This window comes from Rhodocytophaga aerolata (assembly GCF_030503435.1).
Classification (GTDB): domain Bacteria; phylum Bacteroidota; class Bacteroidia; order Cytophagales; family 172606-1; genus Rhodocytophaga; species Rhodocytophaga aerolata.
In genome coordinates, this window is the sequence record NZ_JAUKPO010000001.1 from 506,095 (window position 1) to 532,437 (window position 26,343).

Below are 26,343 nucleotides of genomic sequence, written 5' to 3' on the forward strand. Positions count from 1 at the left end.
AAAATATGTTGTAAGAATTGTAGTTTCATCTCACCCGAGGAGTACGAATACTTATGCGATGAAATTTATCTGGCTACTGCTCAATTGCCCTTTGCTTACGGCTCAACAGTGGCTAATCCGGCAGGTTTGGTAGCTGGCTGGGTGTTTTCAAGTTTATTAACTACCCATTCGCCAACCTGTAAACCTTGTTTCCGGCCATTATCTATCGCATCCATGAAATGAATACCGCCATAAAAACGGGATAACCCCGCTTCAATAGCTGCCTCTTGAAAAGAACTAAATTTACGGGCCGGGAGCCCATATCTTTCTTCTACCGTATCGGTATAGCTGAAATTATCGCCAAAATAGTGGGTAAGTATCACAGCGGAAGCGGAAGAAATAGTAGAATGGCCACTTAAATATTCTGGAAAGGGGGGTGTTTGCAACAGCGGTTTCCAGGAATGATCAATGTACTTCCGGATTGCTGTTTCTGGGCGGATACGGTTGCTACGGAATTTTTCATCCCAGCAGCTGATAAAGCCATCCATCAATCCTAGTGCAACAGCTGTATGTATTTTCATTGTTCTGGCAAAATCCAGGTTAGCTTGCTGACAGGCAATACCGGTAATTCCCAGCCAGTGGGCTCCGGGAGATATTTTTTTCATGCCTACCAGCATATGCCCGTTATCCTGCAAAGCAAACGGATTACAATCCCAGAAAGCAGCAATCTCCTGGTGTTCTTTAGAAAGATGAATGCCTTCTTTATAGCACTCCTGCATCAGTTTATAGAACGCTGAATTCTTAGTACTTGAAAAAACAACTGGCGGCTCTGGCTTGAACTGGGTGCAGGAATCTAAAGTAAACGCTCTGACTGTATTAAAGTAGGGTTCTACCGGAGCAAAAAAACCTGGAGGCGTGGGATACCAGCTTCCTTCCGCAGAGGATGGCGTATACCTGGGGAAATTGCTGATCTTGTTATATTGATCTTTCTTGGCATAGGTCAGTATTTGCCCGCTTACGTGCCTGGCATATTGCAGAGAGCCATCCAATACTTCCTGTGTAAACCCATTATTCTTACAGGAATCCAACAGTTTCTGCTCATAGGCTTCCAGCAGTGTACCCGATGGCTGCATTTGCTTGGCTGTTTCAATCATAGCCAGCAAAGAGGCTAGCTGGTAGGAATAGGCGTTTATTTCTTTTGGCTTTTCAATAAGCGGATATTCATTGAGTATCCCATGCATGCTTTGGTATTCAACCTCTTTTTGAGATACTGGCTGTTGTACCGATTTTTCTTGGGCTATTATTTCGTAACCTGCGAGGCAAGCATAAGAAAAAAACCGGGCAGCTAAAGGCGGGTTTGTAACATCATGCACCATCAGGTCTGTCATCTGGCCAATCACATTACTTATGGTCTGGCTATTTAATTCTGGAGCTTTAGCAGCTTGTTTCTGTTTGTCTTCTTGCTTGGCCGCCTGTTGGCAACTACACATCAACACTATACCCACAAAAAGCGGGATAAATTTATTCATAGCCCTAATGCATACTTTGTTATACTGGCTCATTGTTTTTACTTTTTACTTAGTAAATCTGGCTGTTTCTTTTTAGCAGAACTTGCAGGCTTAAAGGCTTTCAGCGGCTGATTATTTAGGCCAAAGACTAATAGGTTATTTACCTCCAATATACTCCTCACATCACCTTTTATAGAAAAACCAGACTGGTTTTGAGTAACGTATGTAAAATTCCCTTTGCCATCGCCTGTTAGCAGCACGCCATAATTGGCATCGTACTTCCCAAACCGTAAGCGGGCCTGGTGAACATTTCCACCCAACAACAGATCCTCTTTTCCATCTTTATCCGCATCTAGAACGGCTATACTATATACCGGTGAGTATTGGGCTTGCAATGGCAAAGCTTTTGCCTGTAGTTTCCCGGTTGGAGTGCTTTCGAAAATAGCTGTCTGCAAATACGTGGCTGTTAAATGCCCGGCTCCTTTTAGTTCTTCAGCTGTAAAAATATCTTTCAGGGTAGCATCCGCATAACTCTTATAATCGGTAAACCGGGTTCTCATAATACTCAGTTGATCCAATAATTCATCTCTGGTAACATATGGGTATGATTTCCCTTGTATAAAAAAACAAAGAATAGGGTCTATTGAGCCATTGTCATCGAAGTCTTTGTAATAGAGTTCAGCTGGTTCTTTTTCTGAGGCTTTACACTGCGTATTTACTCCTTGATTGCCAATTACTAAATCAACTTTGCCGTCTTTGTTAAAGTCACCAGTTACTATCTTATTCCACCATCCATTATATTTCTTGTCGAAGTAGGTGTTTGTCTGGTCTATCCATTGATTGTTTTGTTTACCAAAAACTGTTACTGGCATCCACTCTCCTACAATCACTAACTCCTTTACTTTATCTCCATTCAGATCTACCCAGGCGGCATCGGTTACCATACCTGGCTTTTGTAAAGAAGGAGCTACTTGGGCAGTCATATCATTGAACTTTCCTTTGCCATCATTCACTAATATATAGCTTCGGGGGGGTTCCGGGTACCGCCCTGGAATGGTCCGCCCACCTATGAACAAATCTAGTAGTCCATCGCCGTTTACATCAGTAGCCCGCACGCAGCTGGTACTGGTGAGCATCAAAGGTAAAGCCTCCGGACTTTTTGTAAAATTTCCTTGGCCATCATTCAGGTATAAGCGGTCTTGCAGTAATTTATCTTCTGGCATAAAGTTATCGTAGCCGCCACTGCCTACATACAAGTCAGTAGATCCGTCACCATTGGCATCGAAAAACAAAGCATCGGTATCATCACTTGCTTTATCTTCTTCAAAAGCAGCTATAGATTTAGGGGTAAACTGACCGCTTTTACTCTGCAAATACAGGGCGCCAGGCTGTCCGCTACCTCCTCCAACATATATATCTTCCAAGCCATCGCCATTTACGTCTCCCTTTATTAAGCAAGGCCCCGAGAAAGAAAGAGGGTTTATTAACAATGGTTGCCGTTTAAAATCATTGACTTTGGTATCCTGATGGGTAAAGATTATGGGAGTCTTTGTTTCCTCGAATAAGGGATTGGAGTTTTTTCCTGAAGCTTTGCCTTTCGATGCATTTTTTTCTGCCAGAGTAATTTGCTGATTAGCTTGTATATCTTTAATTGTTTGCCTTTTTCCACTCTGCCAGACAATCTGCAAAGAGTCTATAGAGGAGGCTTTTCCCAAGCCAAAATGCAGTATAGGGGAAACACTGGACTGATAACCTCTGGAGGGCATCTGTTCTGCATATTGCAGATTGCCTTTGGAAAATACGTTTACTTTAGCTCCTATACCATCCGTATTTTTACCTTCGCCTTGTAGCTTTATTTGCAGATACTGATGGGTAAGTTGACTATTGGTTTCATTCTGATAAACAAAAGCGGTACGGTTGATATTATTTACTACCATGTCTAAATCACCATCGTTATCCAGGTCGGCATAGGCAGCACCACTACTGTTTGCAGCAAGGTTCATTCCCCAGGATTCCTGTTTGTTAGCAAAGGTTAGATCTCCATTATTCCTGAAAATATAATTGCTGACATTTGAAGCCGGCATCTGGTGAATCAGTTGCAATACATCATTGCGCACCATATTTCCGCTTTTCTGTTTAATAAAATCACCCATGTATTTCATAAAATCCATATTGGTGAAATCCCGAAGGTAGCCGTTACTCACATAAAGATCCTTCCAGCCATCGTTGTCATAGTCGGCAAACAAAGCAGCCCAGCTCCAGTCGGTATTGGAAATACCTGATAATTGGCCAATTTCACTAAAAGTGCCATTGCCATTGTTTACCTGCAGCATATTGCGCATATACTGATAGTGAAAACCAGACCGCAAATTGAGATCAAACTTTTCATAGTTATCTGGTGCAAATAATAATTTCTGCCGGCGGTTATCTTCCGGCAACATATCTAACGTAAAAATATCCAGCAAGCCATCGTTATTAATATCAGCTATATCGTTTCCCATAGAGAAATGAGAACTTTGTCCCAGTATATTTTTTAGCTTATCTGTGAAGGTTCCGTCCCCATTGTTGATATACAGGTAATCGGGCACATTGTAATCGTTGCCAATGTAAATATCTAACCATCCATCTGCATTGAGGTCGGCAATTCCGGCTCCTAACCCATACGAGAGGGCAGAACTATGAATGCCTGCTTTTTCTGTAATGTCCGTAAACTGGTTATTTGTATTTTTAAAGAGCCGTGTTCCATTTTGTGCATCTACTTTCTTCAGCATTTCTGCTGTAGAAACTTCATCCAGTACGGGTAGCGGCTCCGGACTGTGATTCAGTAACAGCATGTCCAGATCTTGATCCCGGTCAAAATCAAAGAAAACGGCCTGGGTACTAAACGAAGTGCTGGCAAGGCCATACTCCTGCGCTTTTTCGGCAAACACAGGAATACTATCTGCTCCTACACCCTGGTTAATAAACAACTGGTTTGTTCTTTTTTCTACAGGCAACTTGCCAGAGTAGCATACATAGATATCTAGCAAGCCATCGCCGTTTACATCGGCCATAGTTACGCCGGTTGACCATGGCCCTTCTCTACCGGCTACTCCTGCTTTGGCTGTTATATCTTCGAACTGCAGGTTGCCTTTGTTCAGATATAACTTATTAGGCTGCATGTTGGCAGTGAAATATATATCTTGCAGCCCATCGCCATTAATATCTCCTATGGCAGTTCCTCCTCCATTATAAAAATACTCGTACATCAGTACATTGGTATTTGGGCCTTCGGTGAGTGTATTGGTGAACTGAATGCCTGTTTTTTCGGACGGCAGCAATGTAAACAGTGGAGACTTTGCTGTAGACTGATCAGCCGTAATTTTTTCCTGAGCAGGTTCTTGCTTGGCATTATTTTTCTGGCAGGCTGTGATACTACAAAGAAAAGCCAGAAGCAAAAGGGATACAGGGTGGCGGGTAAACAGTAACAAATGCTTACAAATTAAATTGGGCTCTATAAATAAAAAGATCTATGCCAGACATCTGGCATAGATCTTAAAATTACTCAAAAAAATGATATTAGTAGCCAGGGTTCTGGACTAATTTATCATTCCTGTTCATTTCATCCCGGCTTATTGGCAGGAAATACATTTTATCGAGCCACATCCGGTTTTCTATGCCTTCAGCAATGTTTTGTACACTGTAAGAATAGGTGTAATTCTCTGGATTATACCGGTATATAGATACTGATTTACCTGGTTTTAAGGTACCCCGTATCTCTATTATTTGGGCTTTCTGTCCTAACGTTTGATCAGCAATCATCCACTGGCGGGCATCGTGGTAGCGGTGTTCCTCGTAGGCCAGTTCTACTCTGCGTTCATTACGATACCGCTGACGCAAAGCATCTCCTGTTTCTATAACGGCAGGCATCCCTACTCTGAAACGGACTTTATTTAGCCACATCTGCGCTTCGGCATCTTCGCCCAGTTCAATGCAGGCTTCCACATAATTCAACACAGCTTCTGTATAGCGGAAGAAGGGCCAAGGCACTTGCTGCCAGGTATTCTGGTCAACAATAGCCGGATTCGGGTCAGTGAATTTACGGATATAATATCCTGTACGAGTTCCATTCCAATCTTCTACAGAGCTCTGGCGGGTATCTAGCCCAAAATGAGTTGATTTTGCTCCATTTGCACTACCTACTTCGTAATGGCCAGTCTGAATTTCATTGAAAGGTTCTTTAGGAGCTACACCGGCAGGACGCGGCTTCCATGGGGCACCATCGTATAGTATAGAGGCATAGAATCGTGGGTCTCTGTTTGTATAGGGAGCACTGGCATGAGCAGGATTGCTCCAGTCAAACGATGTACCATCCATCATCTCATAGTCGCTCACCAGATTTTCGATAGGTGCATTACCAGCCCAGTTATTATAGCCATTCGGACCATTGAATAAGCCTTGTCTTCCTCCATTCTCATTTTTTTGCGAACTGAAGTAGCGGCCAAATATCATATCTCTTTCACCTCCATTTCTGGATAAAGAAACGTTCATATAATTGTCTTTTCCTTCTTGTGGAGTAACAGGTGCGCCTAGATCCAGCCTAAAACCATATCCTGGTAAGTCAATGACTGTTTTAGCAGCTTCTTTTGCTTTCTGCCAACGTTCTGTACGACTACCACTTACATATCCGAAATATTCAGGATTAGAATAACCTGCAAGTGTACTTGATTTAGCTTGGGCAGTTGGAGCATCATGTAAATCCCGGGAAGCATATAAAAGCACACGGGACTTTAAAGCCAAGGCGGCGGCTTTGGAAGCTCTGCCTTGAGCCATCGTTTTGCCATCCAGTAGTCTGGCAGCTTCTTCAGCATCTTTAACAATAAAGTTTACACATTCTTCAAAAGTATTTCTGGGCATTGAGTAATCAGATTCGCCCAATCCATATGACCGGTCTACCAAAGGCACTGCTCCATAATAGCGGAGCAACTGGTGATAGTTATAGGCCCGCATAAAATAGGCTTCGCCTAATAATCTTTCTACCAGTGCCGGATTGTTGAATTGCGGATTTTGCAGATTTTCAAGAGCTAAATTATTTGCCCTGATTCTTCCATATAAGCCAAAATCCCGTGCTCCCCAGGTAAGTGGTGCATTAATCCAGCCTGGATTTGCCGGATTAGAACGGGCTTCTGTAATAGTATTGATGTTTCGTCCAGGGTGCGTAAATATGGCCTCATCTGTGAGAGAAGCAAGCATCTGCTCATCAAATCCCCCCTGGTTTAAGCCATAGTAAAAATCAGTTATGAAAGCTTCAGCTAAACCTTCATCCTTCCATACATCTTCCGATGGCACCTCTACTAAAGGTTTGGTATTCATAAAATCGTCGTTACAGCCTGTAACAGAAAACATGGCTATAACAATACCAAGCGTTATACTTTTTATTTTAGTTGTATTTTTCATTGCTAAAATCATTAAAAGGTTACGGTTACACCTGCGTTCAACACTCTTGCTTGTGGGTAATACTGCCCATTTGCATTGGCATTTTCAGGATCGTATACTTTCAGCTTATCTATTGTGAATAGGTTTAACCCATTTACATACACGCGCAAATTGTTAATGCCTACCCGCTGTCCGATAGCCTCCGGAATGGTATATCCTAATTCCAGGTTTTTCAAACGGATGTAATCGGTGCTTCTCAGCCAATACGTATTGTTACTGGAGAAATATTGGTTACCGCGGTCAGCAATCCGGGGGTGTTTATCACTGGGATTGTCTACTGTCCAGCGGTTTTCATAAATATCCAGTAGATAATTACCGATACTACCCATCTCGCCTGTACCTACATATACCAATGCACCAGCAGCACCCTGGAATAAAATAGATAAATCGAAATTTTTAAACTGGGCACCAATATTTACGCCCCCCTGGAATAATGGAATATTGGTTTTATCGGTTCTTACCTGATCGTCAGGGGTGATTTTGCCATCCTGGTTATGATCTTTGTATTTCATATCACCAGGGCGAAGTGTGTTAGTGATAGCAGTGTAATCCAATGTATTGGCATCAATGGCCGCCTGGTCTTTAAATACTCCGTCATATACATAGGCCATGTAGGTATACATAGGCCGTCCGGTAGTCCGTTGCCACTCAGGGGCACCTTCTGCCTCATTCCAGTAAATCACTTTATTTTTGGCATAGCCTCCGTTTACGCTCACGTTGTAGCGGAATTCACCTACTTGCCCATTATATCCTACTAAGAAATCAAAGCCTCTATTTGCTACTTTCGCTATGTTTTGAGGAGGGAGTATAGCAAAAATACCGGATGATTCTGTTACTGAACCTTCTCTTGGCCATAACAGATTCGAACGTTTGTTATAAAAGTAATCAAACTCAAAATTAATTCTACCTTGCAATAAACGGCCTTCCAAACCTACGTTGGAGTTATTGGCAACCTCCCAAGTAATGCTATTGTTGGGTACTCTTGGCTCATATAGTGTAAGAACTTCCTGGCCACCAATAATATGGGTACGGAACGGATAGGTTGCCAGATACTGATATTCTGCCAGTGTCTCATCACTATTAATTTCTCCATTACGGTTTCTATCATAGTAGATCTGGTCATTTCCCATCTGGCCCCAAGAACCTCTTATCTTCAAGTAATTAATAAAGCCTATATTATCTTTAAAGAAATTTTCTTCAGAAATCTGCCAGCCGGCCATTATACCTGGAAAGAATCCGTAACGCGTATTTTCAGGAAACATATAGGAACCATCATACCGCCACAAGAACTCAGCCATGTATTTTTCTTTAAAGTTATATGCCACCCGGCCAAAGTAATTTAAACGAGCGCGTTCAAATCCACCTCCGTTAGTATTTCTTTCAGAATTACCACCAGCACCTAATTGATCTACCTGAGGAGAAATAAAATATCTGCGGAAACCCCAGAAATTAGCATTTTGAATTGTTTCGCGGTTGGTACCTGCCAGGAAGGTAAAAGCATGGTCTCCAAATGTACGATCATACGACAAAATACCTCCTAACAAAATATTTAGTTGATCTTCATTTTCTTGCCGTAAACTTGGCTCAGCAGGGCCTCTTTTGTTTCGGGTAAGTTTGGGTGTTACACCATCATCTTCATAAGATGATCTGTCCCAGCTATAAAGATACCATGGAATTTGCCACAGTTTTCTTTGCCGGATATATTTATCTACTGCTGCAGTTCCGGTAAGTTTCAAACCTGCTACCCAAGGTACTGATATTTCCAATGAACCATTACTTTGAAAATAATACCGAGTATCACGGTCATATCCTGTATCATTGGTAGTTATCACTACAGGATTCTCCCCATTTTCAATATCTGGTCCTGGCAAACCATTTGGCCAGAAAGCAGGCGCTGTAGGAATACCCCGCATCTGCATCCGGAAAATAGAACCCGCACTACGCGTAGGGAAAAAACGGTTTTCCTGACGGCCTAATACGCCAACACTGGTTTTGATATACTTATTGATATTTGCATCCAGGTTGATTCGCAAATCATACTGCTTGTACCCAGTAGCTGCCTTCCGGTAATAAGCATCCTGGTTCTGATAACCCAAAGAAGCTAAATATCTGAAGTTTTCAGTACCTCCATTGAGCTGTAGGTTGTGACGGGATTGCGGCGACCATGGTTTCAGGGTAGCCTCATACCAGTTGGTGCTTGGATACCCCCAAGGATCAGAGCCATCTCTGTATTTTTGGATATCCTCTGGTTTGTACGGAGCCGTTTTTGTCTGAGTTGCACCATTAGCATCTACATAAGAATATGAACCCGTGTTTCTAAAGGCTTCAGCAGCAGCAGCCCATTCAGACACAGGCATGTTAATTACTTCCAATTCGTTCCGCATCTCAGCATATTGCGAAGAATTAGCCAGCTTAGGTACTACCGTAGGCTGGGCAAATCCCTGGTTATAGGAGTAAGAAAGTTCAGGTTTGCCAGTCTTGCCCCGCTTGGTAGTTACCAGAATTACACCATTGGCGGCACGTGCTCCATAAATAGCAGCAGCAGCATCTTTTAATACAGAAATATTCTCAATGTCAGCTGGGTTCAAACGTTCAATACCGCCGGCACGGGCAGGAATACCATCTATTACGATCAGGGCTTCATTGCTTCCCAATGTGTTGGAGCCGCGAATACGGATACCAGAACCATCATAGCCTGGTTCACCGCTTCTGTTTACGGCAATAACTCCGGGCATGCGGCCGGCAATAGAGTTAGATACGTTAAGTGCAGGCGACTTTACTAATTCAGCTCCTTTTACCGTAGCTACCGATCCGGTAACGGTTTCTTTCTTTTGTTCACCATATCCCACTACCACTACCTCGCCTAATGTTTTTACATCAGCTGCCATGGTAATATTAATGGATGTGCGGTTATTGATAGGCACCTCTTGTGTAGCATATCCAATAAAAGAAAATACCAATGTACCATTGCCGTCTGGTGCCGATAACGAATAATTTCCCTCTACATCAGTTGTTGTACCAGTTGTACTCCCTTTTAATAATACGTTTACACCTGGCAAGCCGGAATTCTGCTCATCTACTACTTTACCTGAAATAGTAATAGCTGCGGCTATATTACTAGTTTGCAACAGAGCCATTCGTTCCAGTGAGGCAAGGGCATGCATTCCTTGCATAGATTCCGATGTGCCAGCAGAAGCAACTAACAATTTACTATCAATCTTCTGCAAACCTGAAGTTTCCTTGTTGGCTACAATAATGTAAAAATCATCCGCAGTCTTTTTGTATTTCAGAGAGAAAGACCGTAACACCTGTTCCAGAGCATCTTCCAGATTAGCGTAATTTTTGGCCGAAAACTGTACTTCCTTGTTTTCAATCAACTCTGATTTGTAGGCAATAGATACTTTAAACCTGTTTTCAAGGTCTTTTAATACACTTTTCAGTGTGCGCCTGTCTGTCTGCTCTGACGTATAGGTAGTAGCTTCTTTATCTGGTTTAAAGGAAGCTAATACTTGTCCATTCGAAGCAAACCCCAAGCAGCATGCAAGTACCATGATGCTGCATTGCTGTAGGTTTTTTTTCATGAGGGTTAAGGGTTTAGAAATTTACTTTGTTAAAGACTACTTGAACTTAAAATTATACAACTTATTTTTTTACATACATGTGACCGTTGCTTGTTTGAGTTATTTTTATTGTTTCATCGGAAGGATTTGTACTAAACTTCCTTTTCTGCTGATTTTGATTTCAAAGGTTTGAGCAATGTATTGCAACAATGTATCTTTATTGCTTAAAGGGATAGATCCGGATACTTTTTGCTTCAGCAAATCTTTGCGTGTTACTTTTACCTGGTAGCCATAGCTATTTTCCAAGAGCTGTACAATTTCCTCAAGGCTTGTATCATCCAGTTGAAGTTTGTTGGATTTCCAGGAGGAGTATATTTTAGGGTTTACCTCTTTCTTGATGTATTTCTCTGAGGCCTCATCGAACTCTATTAATTCGCCAGGCTTCATCAGCAAACGTTGCTTTGGGGCATCTTTTTTATCGGCAGGCTGTATTCTGAGTTGTATCTGGCCGGTTTCTAATACCACTCTGGTTTTGTTGTTTCTTTTGGTAATATTAAATTCTGTTCCTAATACTTCTACTTGTAAAGAATTATCCGTATGCACAATAAACCGCTGGTGGTTTGCCGTATGTACCACAGAAAAAAATGCTTCTCCACTTAGCCAAACTTCCCGCACATCGGTTGCCGACCAGTTTTTAGCGAACGAGACCTGTGAATTGGCATTGAGTGTTATAAGAGACCCGTCTGGCAGTTGTACTGCTTTTGTTTCCCCATAGGCAGTAGTATAAGTTATGGTATGTACCCATTTGCGGTAAAGCAAACCGGCTACTGAAAGTAAGAGAATGGCGGCTAAGGAGGCGGCAATACCCATAAACAGGTGGCGGCGTGACGAACGGCGTTTTAACGTTCCGGCATATGGTTTTATAACCTGTTGCCTTTCTGGCTTAGCCGACACTAGTTTTTCCAGATTATGCCACATGCGTTCAGCTTTATCAGCAGGCATGGTTTTGTGTTCAAAAGCCATAGATTTGATCAGGGCTCGGGCTTCTGCTATTGTTTCTGCTTGAGAGGGATTTTTTATCAGCCAGTTTTCCCAGAATACATCAGCCTGTTCCGTAGGATTCTGTACCCATTCCTGGAAAAAGGAATCCATTACAAAATCTTCTACTGTATAGCCTTTATATTGCATATTCAATGGTTGGTCTGAGAAAGCGTATGTTGTTTCTCTTAAGAGGGAGAATCATCTATTTTGTCCCGGCTTTTATAAAGAAAAAACAAATTATTTTATTTGGCTTATGATCAGTGTTATTGCCTACCATTTGCTCCCAGGTTCCTGTACACCAGTTTTGCAGGAAATGCCAGAGTCCTGCTTATCCAGTTCTGCTTTTTTATAGATCAGGAACAGCTATTATAAGAAAGGAACTGATGGAAACGAACAGCTTAAGACTAGGGAATGTATGTATAGATATCTTTAAAAGATCATACTGAATACCAGGGAAAAGGAATAGATAAAATCGTGTTTATTCAATTCTTTCCGGAGGGTTTGGATAGCTAGCGAAACCAGGTTACGTACCGATTTATAAGAAAGAGACATTAACTGCATTACTTCTTCATAACTCAGCTTCTCATAATAGCGGAGATACAACGCTTCTTTCTGACGTTTGGGTAAATGGTCAACAGTAGCTGAGAGTTTATGATATTGCTGGGAAAGCAACTGCTCATGAATCAGGTCCATATCTGCAGAACCTGTTGGGTCTAGGTGTTTATACAGTACTGCTTCATTAAAGGAGAAGGAGGATTTGCGAAAATGTTCCAATTTGGCAATGAGCAACCTTCTGAATGAAACAAGCAAATAATACCTGATGGAATTAATCTGGGAAAGTTTCTCCCGTTTCACCCACAAATCGATAAACAACTCTTGTATACAATCGCAGATAAGTTCCTCATCAGCTACAAGGGTAAGTCCATAATTGTAGAGAACATCTTTATAACACTTAAATATACAAGCATAAGCCTGTTGATCGCCTTCTTTAAAAGCTTTCCATATATCAGGCTCATTACTAAGGGCAACAGCTTTTGTTTTTACCGATTGTGCTTGTAAAGGTATAGTCATAAGGTAAGAAAAACAGAACCAGGCATGCTAAATAATATTGTTCCTTTAAAAGTTACAATATTTATAAACTAAGTTAAAAAAAACAAAAAAAATAAACACAATTTTTATTAATTCTAGCTTTCTATGGCCTGCAATGAGGAGGAGGGGAAAGGGTAAGTAACACGTTTTTTTGCGATGCGAGTAAGGCAAGGCATTGGTCATAAAAATAAAATTCCTCCGGCAGAAACTACCGGAGGAATCTAGTAAAACAAACCACCTAAAACCTAAACTTATATGACTATTATTTCATATCGACTTTTAAGGATACAGTTAATATACTTACTCTCCAATCCTACGCCTCACTTTCTATTTCCGTATCGTTTATATTTCAAAATTACTATACCTGACTAAAATAAAAATGTAGTTTTCTTGCCTTATCATACATATATAATGTATTTGCTTAAAATTAAAACTTCTGCTGTTTCCTTTGGCCAACTCCTTCAGCAAACACCTACTATTATTATTTATATGCTTAACTATCAACTATTTATAATATTTTATTAGCTTTATATATATTTAAATTTCTGCCTGAACAAAAGAATTAGCATACATAAACATGCTGAAAAGGAATAATAATCAGTAATAACTTTTAAAAAGCCTTTAACTATTACCAGAAGGTTACAGCAATATATTATTCTCAACGAAGATTACATTATTTAGTAAGACCGGACTTTCCACTAATAAAGCATACAAAAAATGTGATGTACAGATCATTTATTTTACTATACTCGTGATACGCTTTCTAAAACCATTTTTACCTTATGAAAAATCTCTGGTTTATCTTTCTTGTTTTTGGCTTATATTCCACTCCTATTAGCCAAACGCCTCATCCATTCTTTTCCTCCGGATCTAACATACCTACCGGTCTTGAAGAGTACACAGGGAAGTATACTTTTACTACTTCTGGTAGCCCCATAACTTCATTCACTATTACAGAAAAGGCAGGGGAATTATTTGGAGAGGCGGATAGCTATGGTGCCAATAAGCTAATAAAACAAGCAGAAGCAGATAAATTTGTTTCTACCAGTTCGTATGGGTCTACTATTATTTTTGTACGCCATGCAGAGACAAAAAAAGTAACAGGCCTACAATTACTTATTCAAGGAAATACATTAGAAGCAACGAAAGAAAATTAACAGGCTTGTATCCCTTTTCTTAGGTATCTAACTCATACTTAACAGTTAACCGTTACCCGCTGCAACACATCATCAGATAAATTAAGTATATGACTTGCTATTTTTAGCAAAAAAATTATAACTTAGCAGATAGTTAAAAGTTTGAACATACTATAGCAAAGGGCCTCTCTTCTAGAGAGGCTTTTTATTGATTGTTTCTTTAGTATATGTATGGTGGAAGGGTTTATTAGTCCTCAAAGCTACCTTCTTATTCCAGAATTATATTTATTCAGAACTATAAATAATTTATTCAAAACGTTAAAATTGCAGGCAGCAATCACAGTATATTCGTTTAGGGGCATATTTTGAAGCAGTCAGACGATTAACACTAAACCTGCTTTGCTTCTGTATCCGAACAACAACATAAATAAATAAGCCCGGAAGATTCAAAAATTCAGCTTACGGATTAACTACCCCGAATTGTGAATCTTAGTTCAATGTATGTTAACACTTTCTTTCGAAGAATTACAAAAACTACTAACGCAGAATTACAAGGTATACGAGGAGGAACAAATGAGTCTTCAAATGTATCATACTACGTATGCCTCTACTATTCAAAGTCCTGTTTGCGAAGGAAAGGCGATTAGTACTACTATCAGAGAAGGTATTACCTTACTCAGACTTCAACTGACCTTTAAACAGGATACACAAACAGAGATAAAATCATTACAGCCACAAATTGGCTTTGCTTATTGTTTGGCCGGTACTATTTCTGCTATTAGGAATAACAGGGGTTATTTGCCTCCAGACGATAATATTATTAACATGCCGGCCTATCATGGCTATATGTATGTAGCGCCTACCTCACAAGGCTGGCAATATTTCAAAGCCAACATAGGCTATGAAGCTATTTATATCCACTTTAGTTATCCTGCTTTTATTCAGCTTGTAGGCGAGCAATTGAATGAGATGCCTACTGAATTTAAGCTTCCAATGAATGATTATTCCCGGTATTACTTTAAGCAGGCCAAACTTACTACACCTGTAGTGGCTTTATGTGAGTCGCTCTTTAACAATCCTTTTTCAGGAAAAAGCAGAGAATTTTATAGAGAGGCTAAAGTAATAGAATTAATCGCCTATCAGTTGGATGAGTTAGTAAAGTCGCCAGATGAAATAGATTCTACTGGATCTATGCTGACAAAAAAAGAAGAGATGTTAATTGAACGCAGTTATCAGCTGTTAATGGCTAACTTAGTTAATCCCCCTTCATTGATGGAACTTGCCCGGGAAATAGGCATGAGTGATTACAGGCTTAAAAATGGATTTAAGCAAAAGTATGGGCAAACTCCCTATCGTTTTATAGCAGAGAAACGGATGATTACAGCCAGAGAATTATTAGCTAAAGGAAACATGAATGTAAGTGAGGTAGCAAACGCAGTAGGGTTTAATTCTCTGGGGTCATTTTCTAATAGTTTTTATGAAAAATTTGGTATCCGCCCAAGTGAAGTAAAATAAGTGTCAGCAGTGCCCAAAATCTCCTTATAGCTACTTTTGATACTGCCGATCATTCCTTTCCATAAGTAATTCTCTATACACTCCTTAGATAGTAAAATCACACGCCGATTTCTAACGAAGCCATTGGTTAAAAAACGGGGGTGCTTCTTTTTGGGGACTTTCATTTTTTGAAGATTCTATATTGTATGAAGTGAAGGCATTCCGGACTTGGCTGTGTTACGTATATGGATTAAATACTTTACTTTGCATCTATGGAAGTAGTGGTAATTTTTATCTTGATTTTATTAAACGGTATATTTTCTATGTCAGAGATTGCCCTGGTATCTTCTCGCAAATCCCGACTGGAAGCTCAAGCCAAAAACGGAGATACCAAAGCATTAGCAGCTTTGCATTTAGCCAATTCTCCCAACCGCTTTTTATCGACTGTACAAATTGGCATTACCCTTATAGGAATTCTTACTGGTGTATTTAGCGGGGCCAATATTACAGAAGACATCAAGGCTTTTGTGGCCTCCAATGAGTTGTTAAGGCCTTATAGTAATGCCATAGCGGTAAGTATAGTCGTGGTACTGATCACTTATTTTTCACTGGTTTTAGGGGAACTGGTACCCAAGCGTATTGGGCTGTCGAATCCGGAAGGTATAGCCAAAATAATGGCTACGCCTATGAATATTCTATCCAAATTCACTTCCCCTTTTATCTGGATACTAAGTAAATCCAATGATTTTATTATTAAGCTAATGGGTATAAAGCCCAATGATAATGCTGTAACTGAAGATGAAATAAAAGCAATTATTCAAGAGGGGGTTAGCGAAGGCGCAGTGCAGCAAATAGAGCATGAAATTGTAAAAAATGTATTCCATTTAGGCGACAGGCGCATCAGTTCTTTAATGACCTACCGGCAGGATATAGCCTTTCTCAATATTAACGATGATGTAGAAAGCAACCGGCAAAAAATTCTTGTTCACCGGCATTCGCAATATCCTTTATGCAATGGGACTATAGATGACATTATCGGAATTATCTATAGCAAAGATTTGCTACACCCAAACATAGAGCAACAATTAGCCAGGCTACAGGAGATTAAGCGGGAGGCTTTGTTTTTACCTGAAAACAGTAAAGCCTATTTTGTGTTAGAGCAATTTAAAGAAAGGCGTATCCACAACGGAATAGTTGTAGATGAGTATGGGGCCGTTGCAGGCATTGTGACTATCAATGATATATTTGATGCGCTTGTCGGCGATATTTCTGAAACTAATGAGTTTGAATACACTATTGTGCAGCGGGAAGATGGAAGTTACCTTATTGATGCCCAGATTCCCTTTGAAGAATTTCTAGATTACTTCTTAATACCCATTCCTGACCGGAGTAGTTTGTATGGGTTTAATACTTTAGGTGGTTTTGCTTTGAATATTTTAAATAGAATTCCCCGGGCCGGCGATACTTTTCATTGGCAGGATTATTCCTTTGAAATAGTAGATATGGATAAAAGCCGCATTGATAAGATTTTATTCAAAAAATAGAACTAAGCATTCTCTACTGTTAACACCTACCTACATAACCCCTCAATGCTTAGACTATGTTTAAAAAGCTACTCAATTACCCAAGATAAAGGAACCAGACACAACAGCTTTATGTAGATTCAAAATGAGAAATTAACCTATCCGCACTGCGAGATTCCTATAATGGATATATTGAAAGGCATGCAAGATGAACCTTTAAAAAAGCCCTTGGAATAAGCCGACTCTTTTGGAACAAAAGGGTTTAATAAAAATCATTTTAGAAATATTCTTGTAATCTATGTAATTATTTTTACATTTGAATTTTCCACTACTCTGCTAACTATATTCCTTGAAAAGAGCTATCTCCCTTTTACTGCTCTCTTTATTCCTATACAATATGGTAGGGTTTTATACCCTGTTTTTTATTCAGCAGGCAAATATTAAGCAAGGGATTACTCAAACTATTGAACAGGGAAACATATCCGAGGAAGACTTAATTGTTTTCGGCATTCCTATTACCCTGCCCTACCAAGCGGACCGGGATTTTGAACGCGTAGAAGGCGATTTTAAGTATGAAGGAAAGTACTATGAGATGGTAAAAAAGAGGATTAAAAATGATACGCTCTATGTGTATTGCATTAATAATGTGGCGCAAGAACAGCTAAATGCTAATTTATCTAAACATACAGCCGCCCATGTAGGCGACCTTACAGGCAATCATGGTGGGAAATCTGCAGAAAAAATAATCAAACAAATCATCAAAGATTACCTCTCTCAACCAGCAGAGATATTTTCAACAAATCTGCAAAAGATTGATTTGCTGAAAACAACTACGCATTATCTGCCGCATATTTCTTCCACAGCACGGCAAGTACCCTCTCCCCCTCCCAAAACCGCTTAACTCTGACAAGCCGCTTTTTTGTGAAACTTGAGTAACGAAATGTCTGGTATTTTCCCGTAAGTACATTGCCGTATTCGTAGAGGCTTTCTATAGGATACCTATATTGTAAGCTATGTATGAGCAACCGGGCTAAAGTACTTACAAGCAACAGAGCTATAACTAGAAGCAGTTATTACCTGGTTGCTTTCAAATACGGTATTTGTTATGAGAAGCCTAGGAAATCTGCTGAGCCATAGTATGGAGATATACCATCAGTGGCTATAGGCTGCATTCCATTTATCTGCATTTTCGATACTATTTTCGAATGATTGCATGACCATTTTCTGTCAAAAACGCTGGTAAAGATATTACCTATGAGTAAGCAATTCTATAACCTGTGTTTTTAGCAGATTGTGTTCTTGCACACCTCAATATGCACACAAAAAGCTAGCTGTCGTTGTAGGCGTTTTGCTGAATAAGGTTGGTTAATAGCTATACTAAGCGACCACAACCGGACCCCCCTTTATTCATTTCAGTTCTCTTCACCCTTAGTAACCTCAAGATTTTAAACCTATGCCTCATATACCTTTACCCCAACATTTACCAGGCATTACAGGCCTTTTAGAATACCGTTTGGATACGGCTCTTCCGATACGCGAACTAACCCAGATTTTACTTCGGGGAGATTCTACACTCACGCAAGCCGAAAGAGAGTTAATTGCTACGGTTGTTTCCCATGGCAATGAATGCAAGTTCTGCACTACTGCTCATACAGCCGCTGCAGATTTATTACTGGGTGAAACCACAACCGCCCAGCAGGTAAAAACCAATCCGGATCAAGCTCCGGTGTCTGACAAAATGAAGGTACTACTGGAAATTGCCAGGAGAGTACAAAAATCTGGCAGAAATGTAACAACAGAGCTTATTGAACAAGCCAAATCTTTGGGTGCTACTGATAGGGAAATCCATGACACCGTCCTGATAGCCGCGCTTTTCTGCCTGTATAATAAATACGTGGATGGCCTTGCCAGTGTAACGCCCAGTGATCCGGGTTACTATGCAACGCTTGCCGACAGAATTGTAAACCAAGGCTACCTGCGCCCACAGAAGGGTTTTGATCATCTCAACAAACAATAACCTATCCCTATTCCCCAATTATAAATCTAAGCATATGAAATATATAATTTTTACCCTGATTAGCTGCCTGTTTCTATCCTTTTCTGTGTCAGCACAAACTACCGGTATTTCCGGCACTATTACCGATTCGGAAAATAACCAACCTCTCACGGGGGTAAACCTGTTGATAAAGGGTAGCCTGGTAGGTACCATTACTGATAATAAAGGCAACTTCAACCTTACTACCACCATTCCTTTGCCATTTACCCTAGTTGTATCTACCATTGGATATATAAAGCAGGAGGTAACTATTTCGAGCACCGCACAAGTAATCAAGATCAATTTAGAACCCCAGACAACGTTTATTCAGGAAGTGGTTATTGCTGCCTCCAGGGTAGAAGAAAACATTATGCGTTCGCCGGTGAGTATTGAAAAGATGGATGTGCGGGCAGTGCGGGCCACTCCTTCCCTTACGTTCTATGACGGTCTGCAGAATATGAAGTCTATTGATATGGTCACCAGCGGGTTGAATTATAAGTCTATTAATACCCGAGGGTTTGCCGGCCTGGGCAATAGCCGTTTTCTCCAGCTGGTAGATGGCGTAGATAACCAAACACCAGGATTAAACTTTGCGGTAGGAAACCTGTTTGGCCTCTCTGACCTGGATGCCGAAAGTGTAGAACTGATTCCAGGCGCCGCTTCTGCTTTATATGGCCCTATTGCTTTTAATGGCGTACTGGTTATGCGCAGCAAAGACCCTTTTCAGTATCAGGGATTAAGTGTAATGGGTAAAGTAGGCGTAAACCATGTAAACGATCCGTATACTAGTGCTGCTCCTTTATATGATTTTGCCATCCGCTATGCCAAAGCCCTCAACAACCGGCTGGCTGTTAAAATCAATGGCTCATACCTGACCGGATTAGACTGGTTTGCCACTAACTATACCGATGTAGATTCTAAAACACCTGTTGCCCAGCGGGGAGAGAATAATCCGGGAAAAAATTCTTTAAACTTGTATGGCGACGAAATTTCTACCACCATCAGCGGCATAGGCCAGGTATCCCGAACCGGCTATGAAGAAAGGTTCTTAACCGATTACAATATAAAAAGTCTGAAACTAAATGGTGCCTTACATTACCGGGTAAGTAACAATGTAGAGGCTATTTATCAATATAATTTTGGGTTGGGCACCACCAATCATACCAGCAGTAGCCGCTTTTCGGTGAACAACTTCACCCTGCAGCAGCACCGGGCAGAACTAAAAGGCAGCCAGTTTTTTATCAGGGGTTATGCTACCATTGAGAATTCACACGATTCTTACAATGCACGTACCCTTGGCCAACAGATCAATAAGACCTGGGTGAGAGATCTGGATGGAAATATAGTGGCTCCCGAAAATGCCAATGCTACCTGGTTTCAACGCTACGAAGCAGCCTTTAAAGGAAACATCAGCGGTGTAGGCGCCAACAACCATACCCTTGCCCGTTCCTTTGCTGATCAGGGAAGGTATTTGCCTGGTTCTGCGGAATTTGAACGGGAAAAAAACAGGCTTTCGCATATTTACGGAGGGGCAACCGGGGCAGGTGTATTCAGCAATAGCAAATTGTATCATGTAGAAGGCCAATATGACCTGAGCCGCCAATTTAAAGTAGTAGATGTACAGATTGGGGGTAATTACCGCATGTTCGATATGTTTACCGATGGTACCTTATTTGCCGACAAAGACAAGAAAATAACCATTAATGAATACGGCACTTTTGTACAGGTTTCTAAAGAATTGCTGAACCAAAAACTTAAACTAACTGCTTCTGGAAGGTACGATAAAAATCAGAACTTTAAGGGGCGGCTTACTCCCAGAGCATCAGCTGTATTTTCTCCTACGCCTACCCATAACTTTAGAGCCTCTTACCAGACCGGGTTCCGCAATCCTACGCCGGTTGACCAATACATGAATCTGTTTGCTGGAGCCATTACTATTTTAGGTGGTGTACCATCCAATAGTCAGGGAACGCCTGCGTATACTAATTCTTTTACTTCTTCTTCCGTGGGTGCATTTGCCGGTGCCTTTAGAGGCGAGGTGGCAACAGGCGTTAATCCACAACAGGCCATTTTAAACAATAAAGATAAACTTCAGAAATCTGATGTGGCCTATATCAAGCCTGAACAGATTGAAAGCTATGAAATCGGGTACCGCGGCATGATCGGCAACAAACTCACCATTGATGCGAATTATTATTACAGCAACTACAGGGACTTTATTCTCAATCAGGTGGTAATTGCTCCGCAAAGCGCTGTTCTGGCAAATGATGGCAGCATCAATCCACAGGCCGCTGCAGACCTGTTAGGCGGGAAAAGCCATGCATATCAGCTATACACCAATGCTAATGACAGAGTGAGTTCACAAGGAGCTACGTTGGGTGTATCATACTATTTACCCAAAGGATTTGTTGTGACAAGCAATGGCACCTGGGCTGATTTTCTGTTAAAGGATGCCAATCCGAATAATATTCCTGCTTTCAACACGCCCGCGTATAAAACAAATGTGGGCGTATCTAACGCCAGTTTAACAAGAAATCTGGGCTTCTCACTTATGTGGCGCTGGCAAGATGCGTTTGATTGGGTAGCCCCATTTAACGAACTGCAGCCAGGACGCATACAAGCCTATCATCTGCTGGATGCACAGGTAAGCTACAAAGTGCCTTCTATTAAATCTATTGTTAAGCTAGGGGCTTCTAATCTAACCAATCAGTACATTGTACAGGCCTATGGTGCACCAGCAGTAGGCGGTATCTATTATGTATCGCTGACTTTTGATGAGCTGCTGCGCTGATAAGCGGATTTTACTATTCTTCCTTTTTATAACCTATGAATAAATTATGCAAACTATAACAATAGCTCCTGAAAAAAGTGTGGTTGATCACCGGGTGGTGTTCTTTATCTGCGTAATCTGTTATCTTTTCTGTGGCCTGGTTTCTACCTTAATGTCCGTTTATCTCCCAGTAGTAGTGCGCGACTTGCTAGGCAATGTTACCGAAAAGCAAATGGGCGAAGTAGGTGCCTATATTGGTTCTATGTATCTGTATGGATGGACACTGGGCGGCATTATTTTTGGCCTGCTGGGCGACCGTATTGGCAGAATAAAATCATTCATCGCCGCTGTAGCCCTGTATGCTGTGTTTACGAGTATTACTGGATTTACTTCTCAATGGCTGGTTTTAGTAGCTTACCGATTTATGGCTGGTTTTGGCGTAGGCGGCGTACTGGTACTCGCTACTATTATTGTATCAGAGGCATGGCCACAAAAATCACGCAGTATTGCCATTGGTGTGCTGGCAGTTATGTTTCCGGTAGGCATTGTATGTGCTGGCATTGTCAATAATACGATACCTGAGTGGCGCAATGCTTTTTTAGTGGGTATAATTCCTTTGTTTACAGCCCTAGCAGCCTTGTTTTTGCTCAAAGAATCTCCTCAATGGGGAAACAGGCATAGTACACAACTGGAAGCGCAAAGTTCGCTTCAACTGCTGAATCAGCCCTTGCATCGCAAGAATCTATTTGTGGGTGTGGTTATATTTGGAGCAATGCTTATTGGGTTGTGGGCTATTTTTTCCTGGCTTCCTACCTGGGTGCAAAGTTTATTTACTAACCCTTCACTAGGACAAAAAGAACGAGGCATTACCATGATGCTGCTGGGTAGCGGAGGAATCATAGGTGGAGGCTTTTCAGGCTTTATGTCTAACCGGCTGGGATACAAGAAAACCATTTTACTTGCCTTTGCCGGAAGCTTTGGTATGTGTTTTATCCTGTTCAGCACCAATGCAATTTTTACCCCGATCATTTACGTAGAGACAGCCTTGTTAGCTTTGTTTTTTGGCATAAGTCAAGGAACTCTTTCGGCGTATCTACCTGCTTTATTTCCAGTGAGGATACGTGGCACAGCTACTGGTTTTTGTTTTAATATTGGTAGGCTTGCTACGGCTACTGTGGTGTTCTTTGTGGGTACCCTGGTAACCTTGTTCGGTGGATATGGCCATGCAGTGCTTGCCTTCTCGGTCACGTTTCTTATTGGTTTTATTTTTACTTTCCTGGCTAAGGAAGCAAAACCAACCATTTGAAAGTTTTCAATTTAGTATTCTATCTTCTACTATCAATTTTTAACATTCAACGTCTAAAACTATGGCCCATATACAAGTACCAGAAGGTGTTCCAGGCATCCGCAGCCTGGTGATGTACCGCCCCGATACCGGAAAACCTTTATACGAACTCGCAGGGGCATTGCTGCGTGGAGACTCTACACTTTCAGAGGCAGAACGCGAACTCATTGCTACCTACGTTTCTCGCCTGAACAGTTGTTTGTTTTGTATGAGCAGTCACGCCGCCGCTGCCCGTTATCTGTTCAAAGATGAAAAAGGCATTGTCGATGTAGTCCTAGAAGACTATGAGTCCGCACCTATTTCTGCCAAACTCAAATCATTACTTTCTATTGCCGGCAGCGTACAGCAGGATGCCCGGACGGTAACACCGGAGATAGTAGCCAAAGCCAGAAGTTTAGGTGCGACTGATAGAGAAATCCATGATACCGTGCTAATTGCAGCCACTTTTTGTATGTTTAACCGCTATGTGGATGGCCTGGCTAGTTTTACCCCTACCGATCCAAAAGCCTACGAAGAAATGGGAAAACGAATGGTGGAAAAAGGATATGTACTACCTACTCCGCAAACAGGCATATGAATAAGCGAATAATTACTAGTTTATTCTGGGCAGGAATTTTCCTGTTGTTGGTGCCCGGTTTGCTGCATGCGTATTTGCTGATGCCTTTTCCTGGCAGCCAGGATCTGGAAGCCATTACCTTTGTGTATTATCTGGAAAAGATTGTTCTACCGCTACGTATTATAGGCTTTCTGCTGGTTCTATGGCCACTGTGGCATGCTTTTGCTAAAGGCCGACTTAGTGAAAAGATTACAAAAGGTGGAATGGTGCTGGTATGCCTGGGTGTATTTTATTTTTCAGATCACCTGTACCGGGCCGAACGCATGTTTGAGGAACCGCAAATTATCCGCTTTGCCAGTTCTCAGTCAAATCAAGTACCTGATACATTGCTGGTACTGGGTGTGGTAGAAGGGAGTGTTGCCAAAGCATATCCGGTTAATTACCTGGGCTACCACCATAAAGTGCAGGACAGTGTGGGTCAGGTGCCAGTACTAGTAACTTATTGTACCATGTGCCGGACAGGCAGGGTATTTTCTCCGGTAATTAATGGCACTCATCAAACATTCCGGCTGGTGGGTGCCCGTCATTACAATGCCGTGATAGAAGATGCGTCTACTAAGTCGTGGTGGTATCAGGCCACCGGAGAAGCTGCCGTAGGCCCGCTACAAGGCCGCACGTTAAAAGAAATTACTTACGAGCAACTGACTTTGCGGTCGTGGCTCGAAAAATATCCTAACTCCCTGATTCTTCAACCAGATACGAATTATTTATTAGCTTATGATGATTTAAAACGCTATGACCGCCTGCAACCCATAGATAAAGATTCTACCCTAAAATCAGATACGCTGATACGCAAAAGCTGGGTAGTGGGCATCACTGTAGACGAGCAAGCCAAAGCCTATGACTGGCGAGAGTTAATTGAAGCAAAAGTAGTGAATGACCTGGTTGGCAAAACGCCGGTAGTGGTAACTATTGAACCGGATAGCCTTTCTTTTCATGTCTGGAACCGCAATCTGGAAGGAAATGTGCTACATTTTGAATCTGACGAAAAAACCTTATGGGACAGGCAAACTAATTCGACCTGGAACTGGCAAGGCGAATGTGTGTCCGGATTGCTAACCGGGAAGAAACTCAAAAGCATACAGGCACACCAGGAATACTGGCATTCCTGGCAGCAGTTTCATTCCCCAACTTTGTTCTGGCGGGGGGAAAAGAGCCCTGCTCCTACTATTATTTCTGAAAACTAAGTAACCGTTATTGTACATTTTAAACTACTTACGTATGCCTCATATCAATTTACCAGAAGGATTACCAGGAATCAGAGGCTTAATGGCCTATAGTCCAGGAACAGCCAAAGCCTTAAATGCCCTGGCAGAAGTATTGCTCAGGGAAGAAAATTCTCTCTCCCGAAGTGAGCGGGAACTGATTGCCACTTATGTGTCTTCCCAGAACGATTGTTTATACTGCCAGAGTGTGCATGGGGCTGTAGCCAGTTTTTATTTAGAAGACGATGGAAAACTTATTGATCAAGTAAAAAAGGATTACCAACAGGCTCCTGTTTCCGACAAAATGAAAGCTTTGCTGAGTATTGCCGGAAGTGTACAAAAAGGAGGAAAAGAAGTTACTCCCGAACAAATAGAAGATGCCAGAAATATGGGTGCTACCGACAAAGAAATTCATGACACGGTACTCATTGCCGCAGCTTTTTGTATGTTTAACCGCTATGTGGATGGCTTAGCCACCTGGGCACCTAGCGATCCTCAGCTTTACAGGGAAAGAAGTGCAACATTAGCCCAGATAGGATATGCCGGGTCTAATCCTTATAAGTAATTTTCGAGCAATAATAGTTTGTATTTGCATAGATGACCATAGGGGCTTGCCTTGAAATCATATGCTTGCAGCAATGTTATTGAATGAGATTACCAAGACGTAAAAAGAATAAAAAATAATTATTGACATTCAAAATAAAAACCTCTGTAAATCAATAATTTACAGAGGTTTTTAAATATAGGGTGGAGAAGATGGGACTCGAACCCACGGCCTCTTGCATGCCATGCAAGCGCTCTAGCCAACTGAGCTACATCCCCATGGTAATGCAAATATAATGGCTTAATTCTGATATATCAAAATGGCCTGACTGCTTTCACAAAAATCTTTTGATAATATTCTGAATAAAAATTATCTTCTATAACTCCTCTACTGGTGCTGGCATGAATAAATTTTACTTCATTTCTCCCTCCTACCTCAGTCACCATACCTACATGGGAAATTTGGTTGCTGCCTTTCCGTTCAGCAAAAAACACCAAATCGCCGGGGGAGAGATTGGCCAGCCGTACTTCTTGTCCATAGTTTGCCTGTTCGTTTGACGTACGAGGCAGCTTAATGTTGGCTGCTTCAAATGAAATACATAAAAGTCCGGAACAATCCATTCCCCGGCGGGTGCTGCCTCCATAGCGGTAAGGAGTGCCTATATATGATCTGGCAGCTTTAATTATTTCTTTTGCTTGTACACTTGCAGCCTTACTCTCGTGTACTTCAACTGGAGATTTGGCGCTTGTAGAGGGAGGACGTTTCCCATATACTGGTTTAGCGGGGGCAGTACTCCGGCTGGCAACCCGGCCATGGCTACTTTTCCCATGATTAGACCGTTTATTCCCGCTAGATGCTTTTTTACGGACATACCCTTTACCCGTTGTATGGCTCTTCCGCTGATTATAACTTGACCTCGAACTTTGACAACTGGTTTCAGCCAAACAAAGGGAAACCATGATTAAGAAATACAGAAATGTTTTGGTAATTTTATTCAAGTTTCAGGAGGTTTTTAACGTCTAA

At 41.4% G+C, this 26,343-nt stretch carries 17 protein-coding genes and 1 tRNA gene; 10 read left to right on the forward strand and 8 right to left on the reverse strand.

Features of this window, described 5'->3' with window-relative positions; translation table 11 throughout:
* Positions 1-95 precede the first annotated feature (95 nt).
* The 6 genes from Q0590_RS01965 to Q0590_RS01990 all read right to left on the reverse strand — a co-directional run bounded on the left by Q0590_RS01965 (position 96) and on the right by Q0590_RS01990 (position 12,634).
* Positions 96-1,508 (reverse strand): vanadium-dependent haloperoxidase, encoded by a 1,413-nt coding sequence (locus tag Q0590_RS01965; RefSeq protein WP_302035794.1) that lies wholly within the window; start codon positions 1,506-1,508, stop codon positions 96-98.
* Between the two features lie 38 nt (positions 1,509-1,546).
* Positions 1,547-4,951 (reverse strand): VCBS repeat-containing protein, encoded by a 3,405-nt coding sequence (locus tag Q0590_RS01970; RefSeq protein WP_378410438.1) that lies wholly within the window; start codon positions 4,949-4,951, stop codon positions 1,547-1,549.
* A gap of 94 nt (positions 4,952-5,045) precedes the next feature.
* Entirely contained in the window at positions 5,046-6,923 is a 1,878-nt protein-coding gene (locus tag Q0590_RS01975) for a RagB/SusD family nutrient uptake outer membrane protein (RefSeq protein WP_302035796.1), read from the reverse strand.
* Between the two features lie 11 nt (positions 6,924-6,934).
* The gene (locus Q0590_RS01980; RefSeq protein ID WP_366970287.1) at positions 6,935-10,543 is read right to left on the reverse strand and encodes a SusC/RagA family TonB-linked outer membrane protein; all 3,609 of its coding nucleotides are present in this window, start codon (positions 10,541-10,543) and stop codon (positions 6,935-6,937) included.
* A 105-nt stretch (positions 10,544-10,648) separates the two neighbouring features.
* Entirely contained in the window at positions 10,649-11,710 is a 1,062-nt protein-coding gene (locus tag Q0590_RS01985) for a FecR family protein (RefSeq protein ID WP_302035797.1), read from the reverse strand.
* A 282-nt stretch (positions 11,711-11,992) separates the two neighbouring features.
* The gene (locus Q0590_RS01990; RefSeq protein WP_302035798.1) at positions 11,993-12,634 is read right to left on the reverse strand and encodes an RNA polymerase sigma factor; all 642 of its coding nucleotides are present in this window, start codon (positions 12,632-12,634) and stop codon (positions 11,993-11,995) included.
* An 800-nt stretch (positions 12,635-13,434) separates the two neighbouring features.
* On the opposite strand from Q0590_RS01990, the gene Q0590_RS01995 reads away from it, so the two are divergent.
* The 10 genes from Q0590_RS01995 to Q0590_RS02040 all read left to right on the forward strand — a co-directional run bounded on the left by Q0590_RS01995 (position 13,435) and on the right by Q0590_RS02040 (position 25,341).
* Complete coding sequence (locus Q0590_RS01995) at positions 13,435-13,809, forward strand: DUF3471 domain-containing protein (RefSeq protein WP_302035799.1); 375 nt, start codon at positions 13,435-13,437, stop codon at positions 13,807-13,809.
* Between the two features lie 480 nt (positions 13,810-14,289).
* Positions 14,290-15,303, forward strand: a complete 1,014-nt coding sequence (locus tag Q0590_RS02000) for a helix-turn-helix domain-containing protein (protein ID WP_302035800.1) — start codon at positions 14,290-14,292, stop codon at positions 15,301-15,303.
* 251 nt (positions 15,304-15,554) lie between these two features.
* Positions 15,555-16,826, forward strand: coding sequence for a hemolysin family protein (locus Q0590_RS02005; RefSeq protein WP_302035801.1), 1,272 nt, complete (start codon positions 15,555-15,557; stop codon positions 16,824-16,826).
* Between the two features lie 328 nt (positions 16,827-17,154).
* Positions 17,155-17,706 carry a hypothetical protein gene (locus Q0590_RS02010; protein WP_302035802.1) on the forward strand — a complete coding sequence of 184 codons (552 nt, stop codon included), beginning with the start codon at positions 17,155-17,157 and terminating at the stop codon, positions 17,704-17,706.
* 552 nt (positions 17,707-18,258) lie between these two features.
* Entirely contained in the window at positions 18,259-18,822 is a 564-nt protein-coding gene (locus tag Q0590_RS02015) for a carboxymuconolactone decarboxylase family protein (RefSeq protein WP_302035803.1), read from the forward strand.
* A gap of 34 nt (positions 18,823-18,856) precedes the next feature.
* Positions 18,857-21,631 (forward strand): TonB-dependent receptor, encoded by a 2,775-nt coding sequence (locus Q0590_RS02020; RefSeq protein ID WP_302035804.1) that lies wholly within the window; start codon positions 18,857-18,859, stop codon positions 21,629-21,631.
* Between the two features lie 46 nt (positions 21,632-21,677).
* Positions 21,678-22,916: an MFS transporter gene (locus Q0590_RS02025; RefSeq protein ID WP_302035805.1), complete on the forward strand. Its 1,239-nt coding sequence runs from the start codon at positions 21,678-21,680 to the stop codon at positions 22,914-22,916.
* A 61-nt stretch (positions 22,917-22,977) separates the two neighbouring features.
* The gene (locus tag Q0590_RS02030) at positions 22,978-23,532 is read left to right on the forward strand and encodes a carboxymuconolactone decarboxylase family protein (RefSeq protein WP_302035806.1); all 555 of its coding nucleotides are present in this window, start codon (positions 22,978-22,980) and stop codon (positions 23,530-23,532) included.
* Positions 23,529-24,758, forward strand: a complete 1,230-nt coding sequence (locus tag Q0590_RS02035; RefSeq protein ID WP_302035807.1) for a DUF3179 domain-containing (seleno)protein — start codon at positions 23,529-23,531, stop codon at positions 24,756-24,758. Before Q0590_RS02030 ends, Q0590_RS02035 begins: the two co-directional genes overlap by 4 nt.
* A 34-nt stretch (positions 24,759-24,792) precedes the next feature.
* Entirely contained in the window at positions 24,793-25,341 is a 549-nt protein-coding gene (locus tag Q0590_RS02040; RefSeq protein WP_302035808.1) for a carboxymuconolactone decarboxylase family protein, read from the forward strand.
* A gap of 183 nt (positions 25,342-25,524) precedes the next feature.
* Here the strand turns inward: Q0590_RS02040 and Q0590_RS02045 are convergent.
* A tRNA-Ala gene (locus Q0590_RS02045) sits at positions 25,525-25,598 on the reverse strand.
* 36 nt (positions 25,599-25,634) lie between these two features.
* The gene (locus Q0590_RS02050; RefSeq protein ID WP_302035809.1) at positions 25,635-26,318 is read right to left on the reverse strand and encodes a C40 family peptidase; all 684 of its coding nucleotides are present in this window, start codon (positions 26,316-26,318) and stop codon (positions 25,635-25,637) included.
* Positions 26,319-26,343 lie beyond the last annotated feature (25 nt).

What these genes read in the sequence shown, in the direction of transcription:
- Q0590_RS01965 (WP_302035794.1), bottom strand. Translation starts at nt 1,508, where the DNA reads ATGAATAAATTTATCCCGCTTTTTGTGGGTATAGTGTTGATGTGTAGT.
- Q0590_RS01975 (WP_302035796.1), bottom strand. Translation starts at nt 6,923, where the DNA reads ATGAAAAATACAACTAAAATAAAAAGTATAACGCTTGGTATTGTTATA.
- Q0590_RS01980 (WP_366970287.1), bottom strand. Translation starts at nt 10,543, where the DNA reads ATGAAAAAAAACCTACAGCAATGCAGCATCATGGTACTTGCATGCTGC.
- Q0590_RS01985 (WP_302035797.1), bottom strand. Translation starts at nt 11,710, where the DNA reads ATGCAATATAAAGGCTATACAGTAGAAGATTTTGTAATGGATTCCTTT.
- Q0590_RS01990 (WP_302035798.1), bottom strand. Translation starts at nt 12,634, where the DNA reads ATGACTATACCTTTACAAGCACAATCGGTAAAAACAAAAGCTGTTGCC.
- Q0590_RS01995 (WP_302035799.1), top strand. Translation starts at nt 13,435, where the DNA reads ATGAAAAATCTCTGGTTTATCTTTCTTGTTTTTGGCTTATATTCCACT.
- Q0590_RS02000 (WP_302035800.1), top strand. Translation starts at nt 14,290, where the DNA reads ATGTTAACACTTTCTTTCGAAGAATTACAAAAACTACTAACGCAGAAT.
- Q0590_RS02005 (WP_302035801.1), top strand. Translation starts at nt 15,555, where the DNA reads ATGGAAGTAGTGGTAATTTTTATCTTGATTTTATTAAACGGTATATTT.
- Q0590_RS02015 (WP_302035803.1), top strand. Translation starts at nt 18,259, where the DNA reads ATGCCTCATATACCTTTACCCCAACATTTACCAGGCATTACAGGCCTT.
- Q0590_RS02020 (WP_302035804.1), top strand. Translation starts at nt 18,857, where the DNA reads ATGAAATATATAATTTTTACCCTGATTAGCTGCCTGTTTCTATCCTTT.
- Q0590_RS02025 (WP_302035805.1), top strand. Translation starts at nt 21,678, where the DNA reads ATGCAAACTATAACAATAGCTCCTGAAAAAAGTGTGGTTGATCACCGG.
- Q0590_RS02030 (WP_302035806.1), top strand. Translation starts at nt 22,978, where the DNA reads ATGGCCCATATACAAGTACCAGAAGGTGTTCCAGGCATCCGCAGCCTG.
- Q0590_RS02035 (WP_302035807.1), top strand. Translation starts at nt 23,529, where the DNA reads ATGAATAAGCGAATAATTACTAGTTTATTCTGGGCAGGAATTTTCCTG.
- Q0590_RS02040 (WP_302035808.1), top strand. Translation starts at nt 24,793, where the DNA reads ATGCCTCATATCAATTTACCAGAAGGATTACCAGGAATCAGAGGCTTA.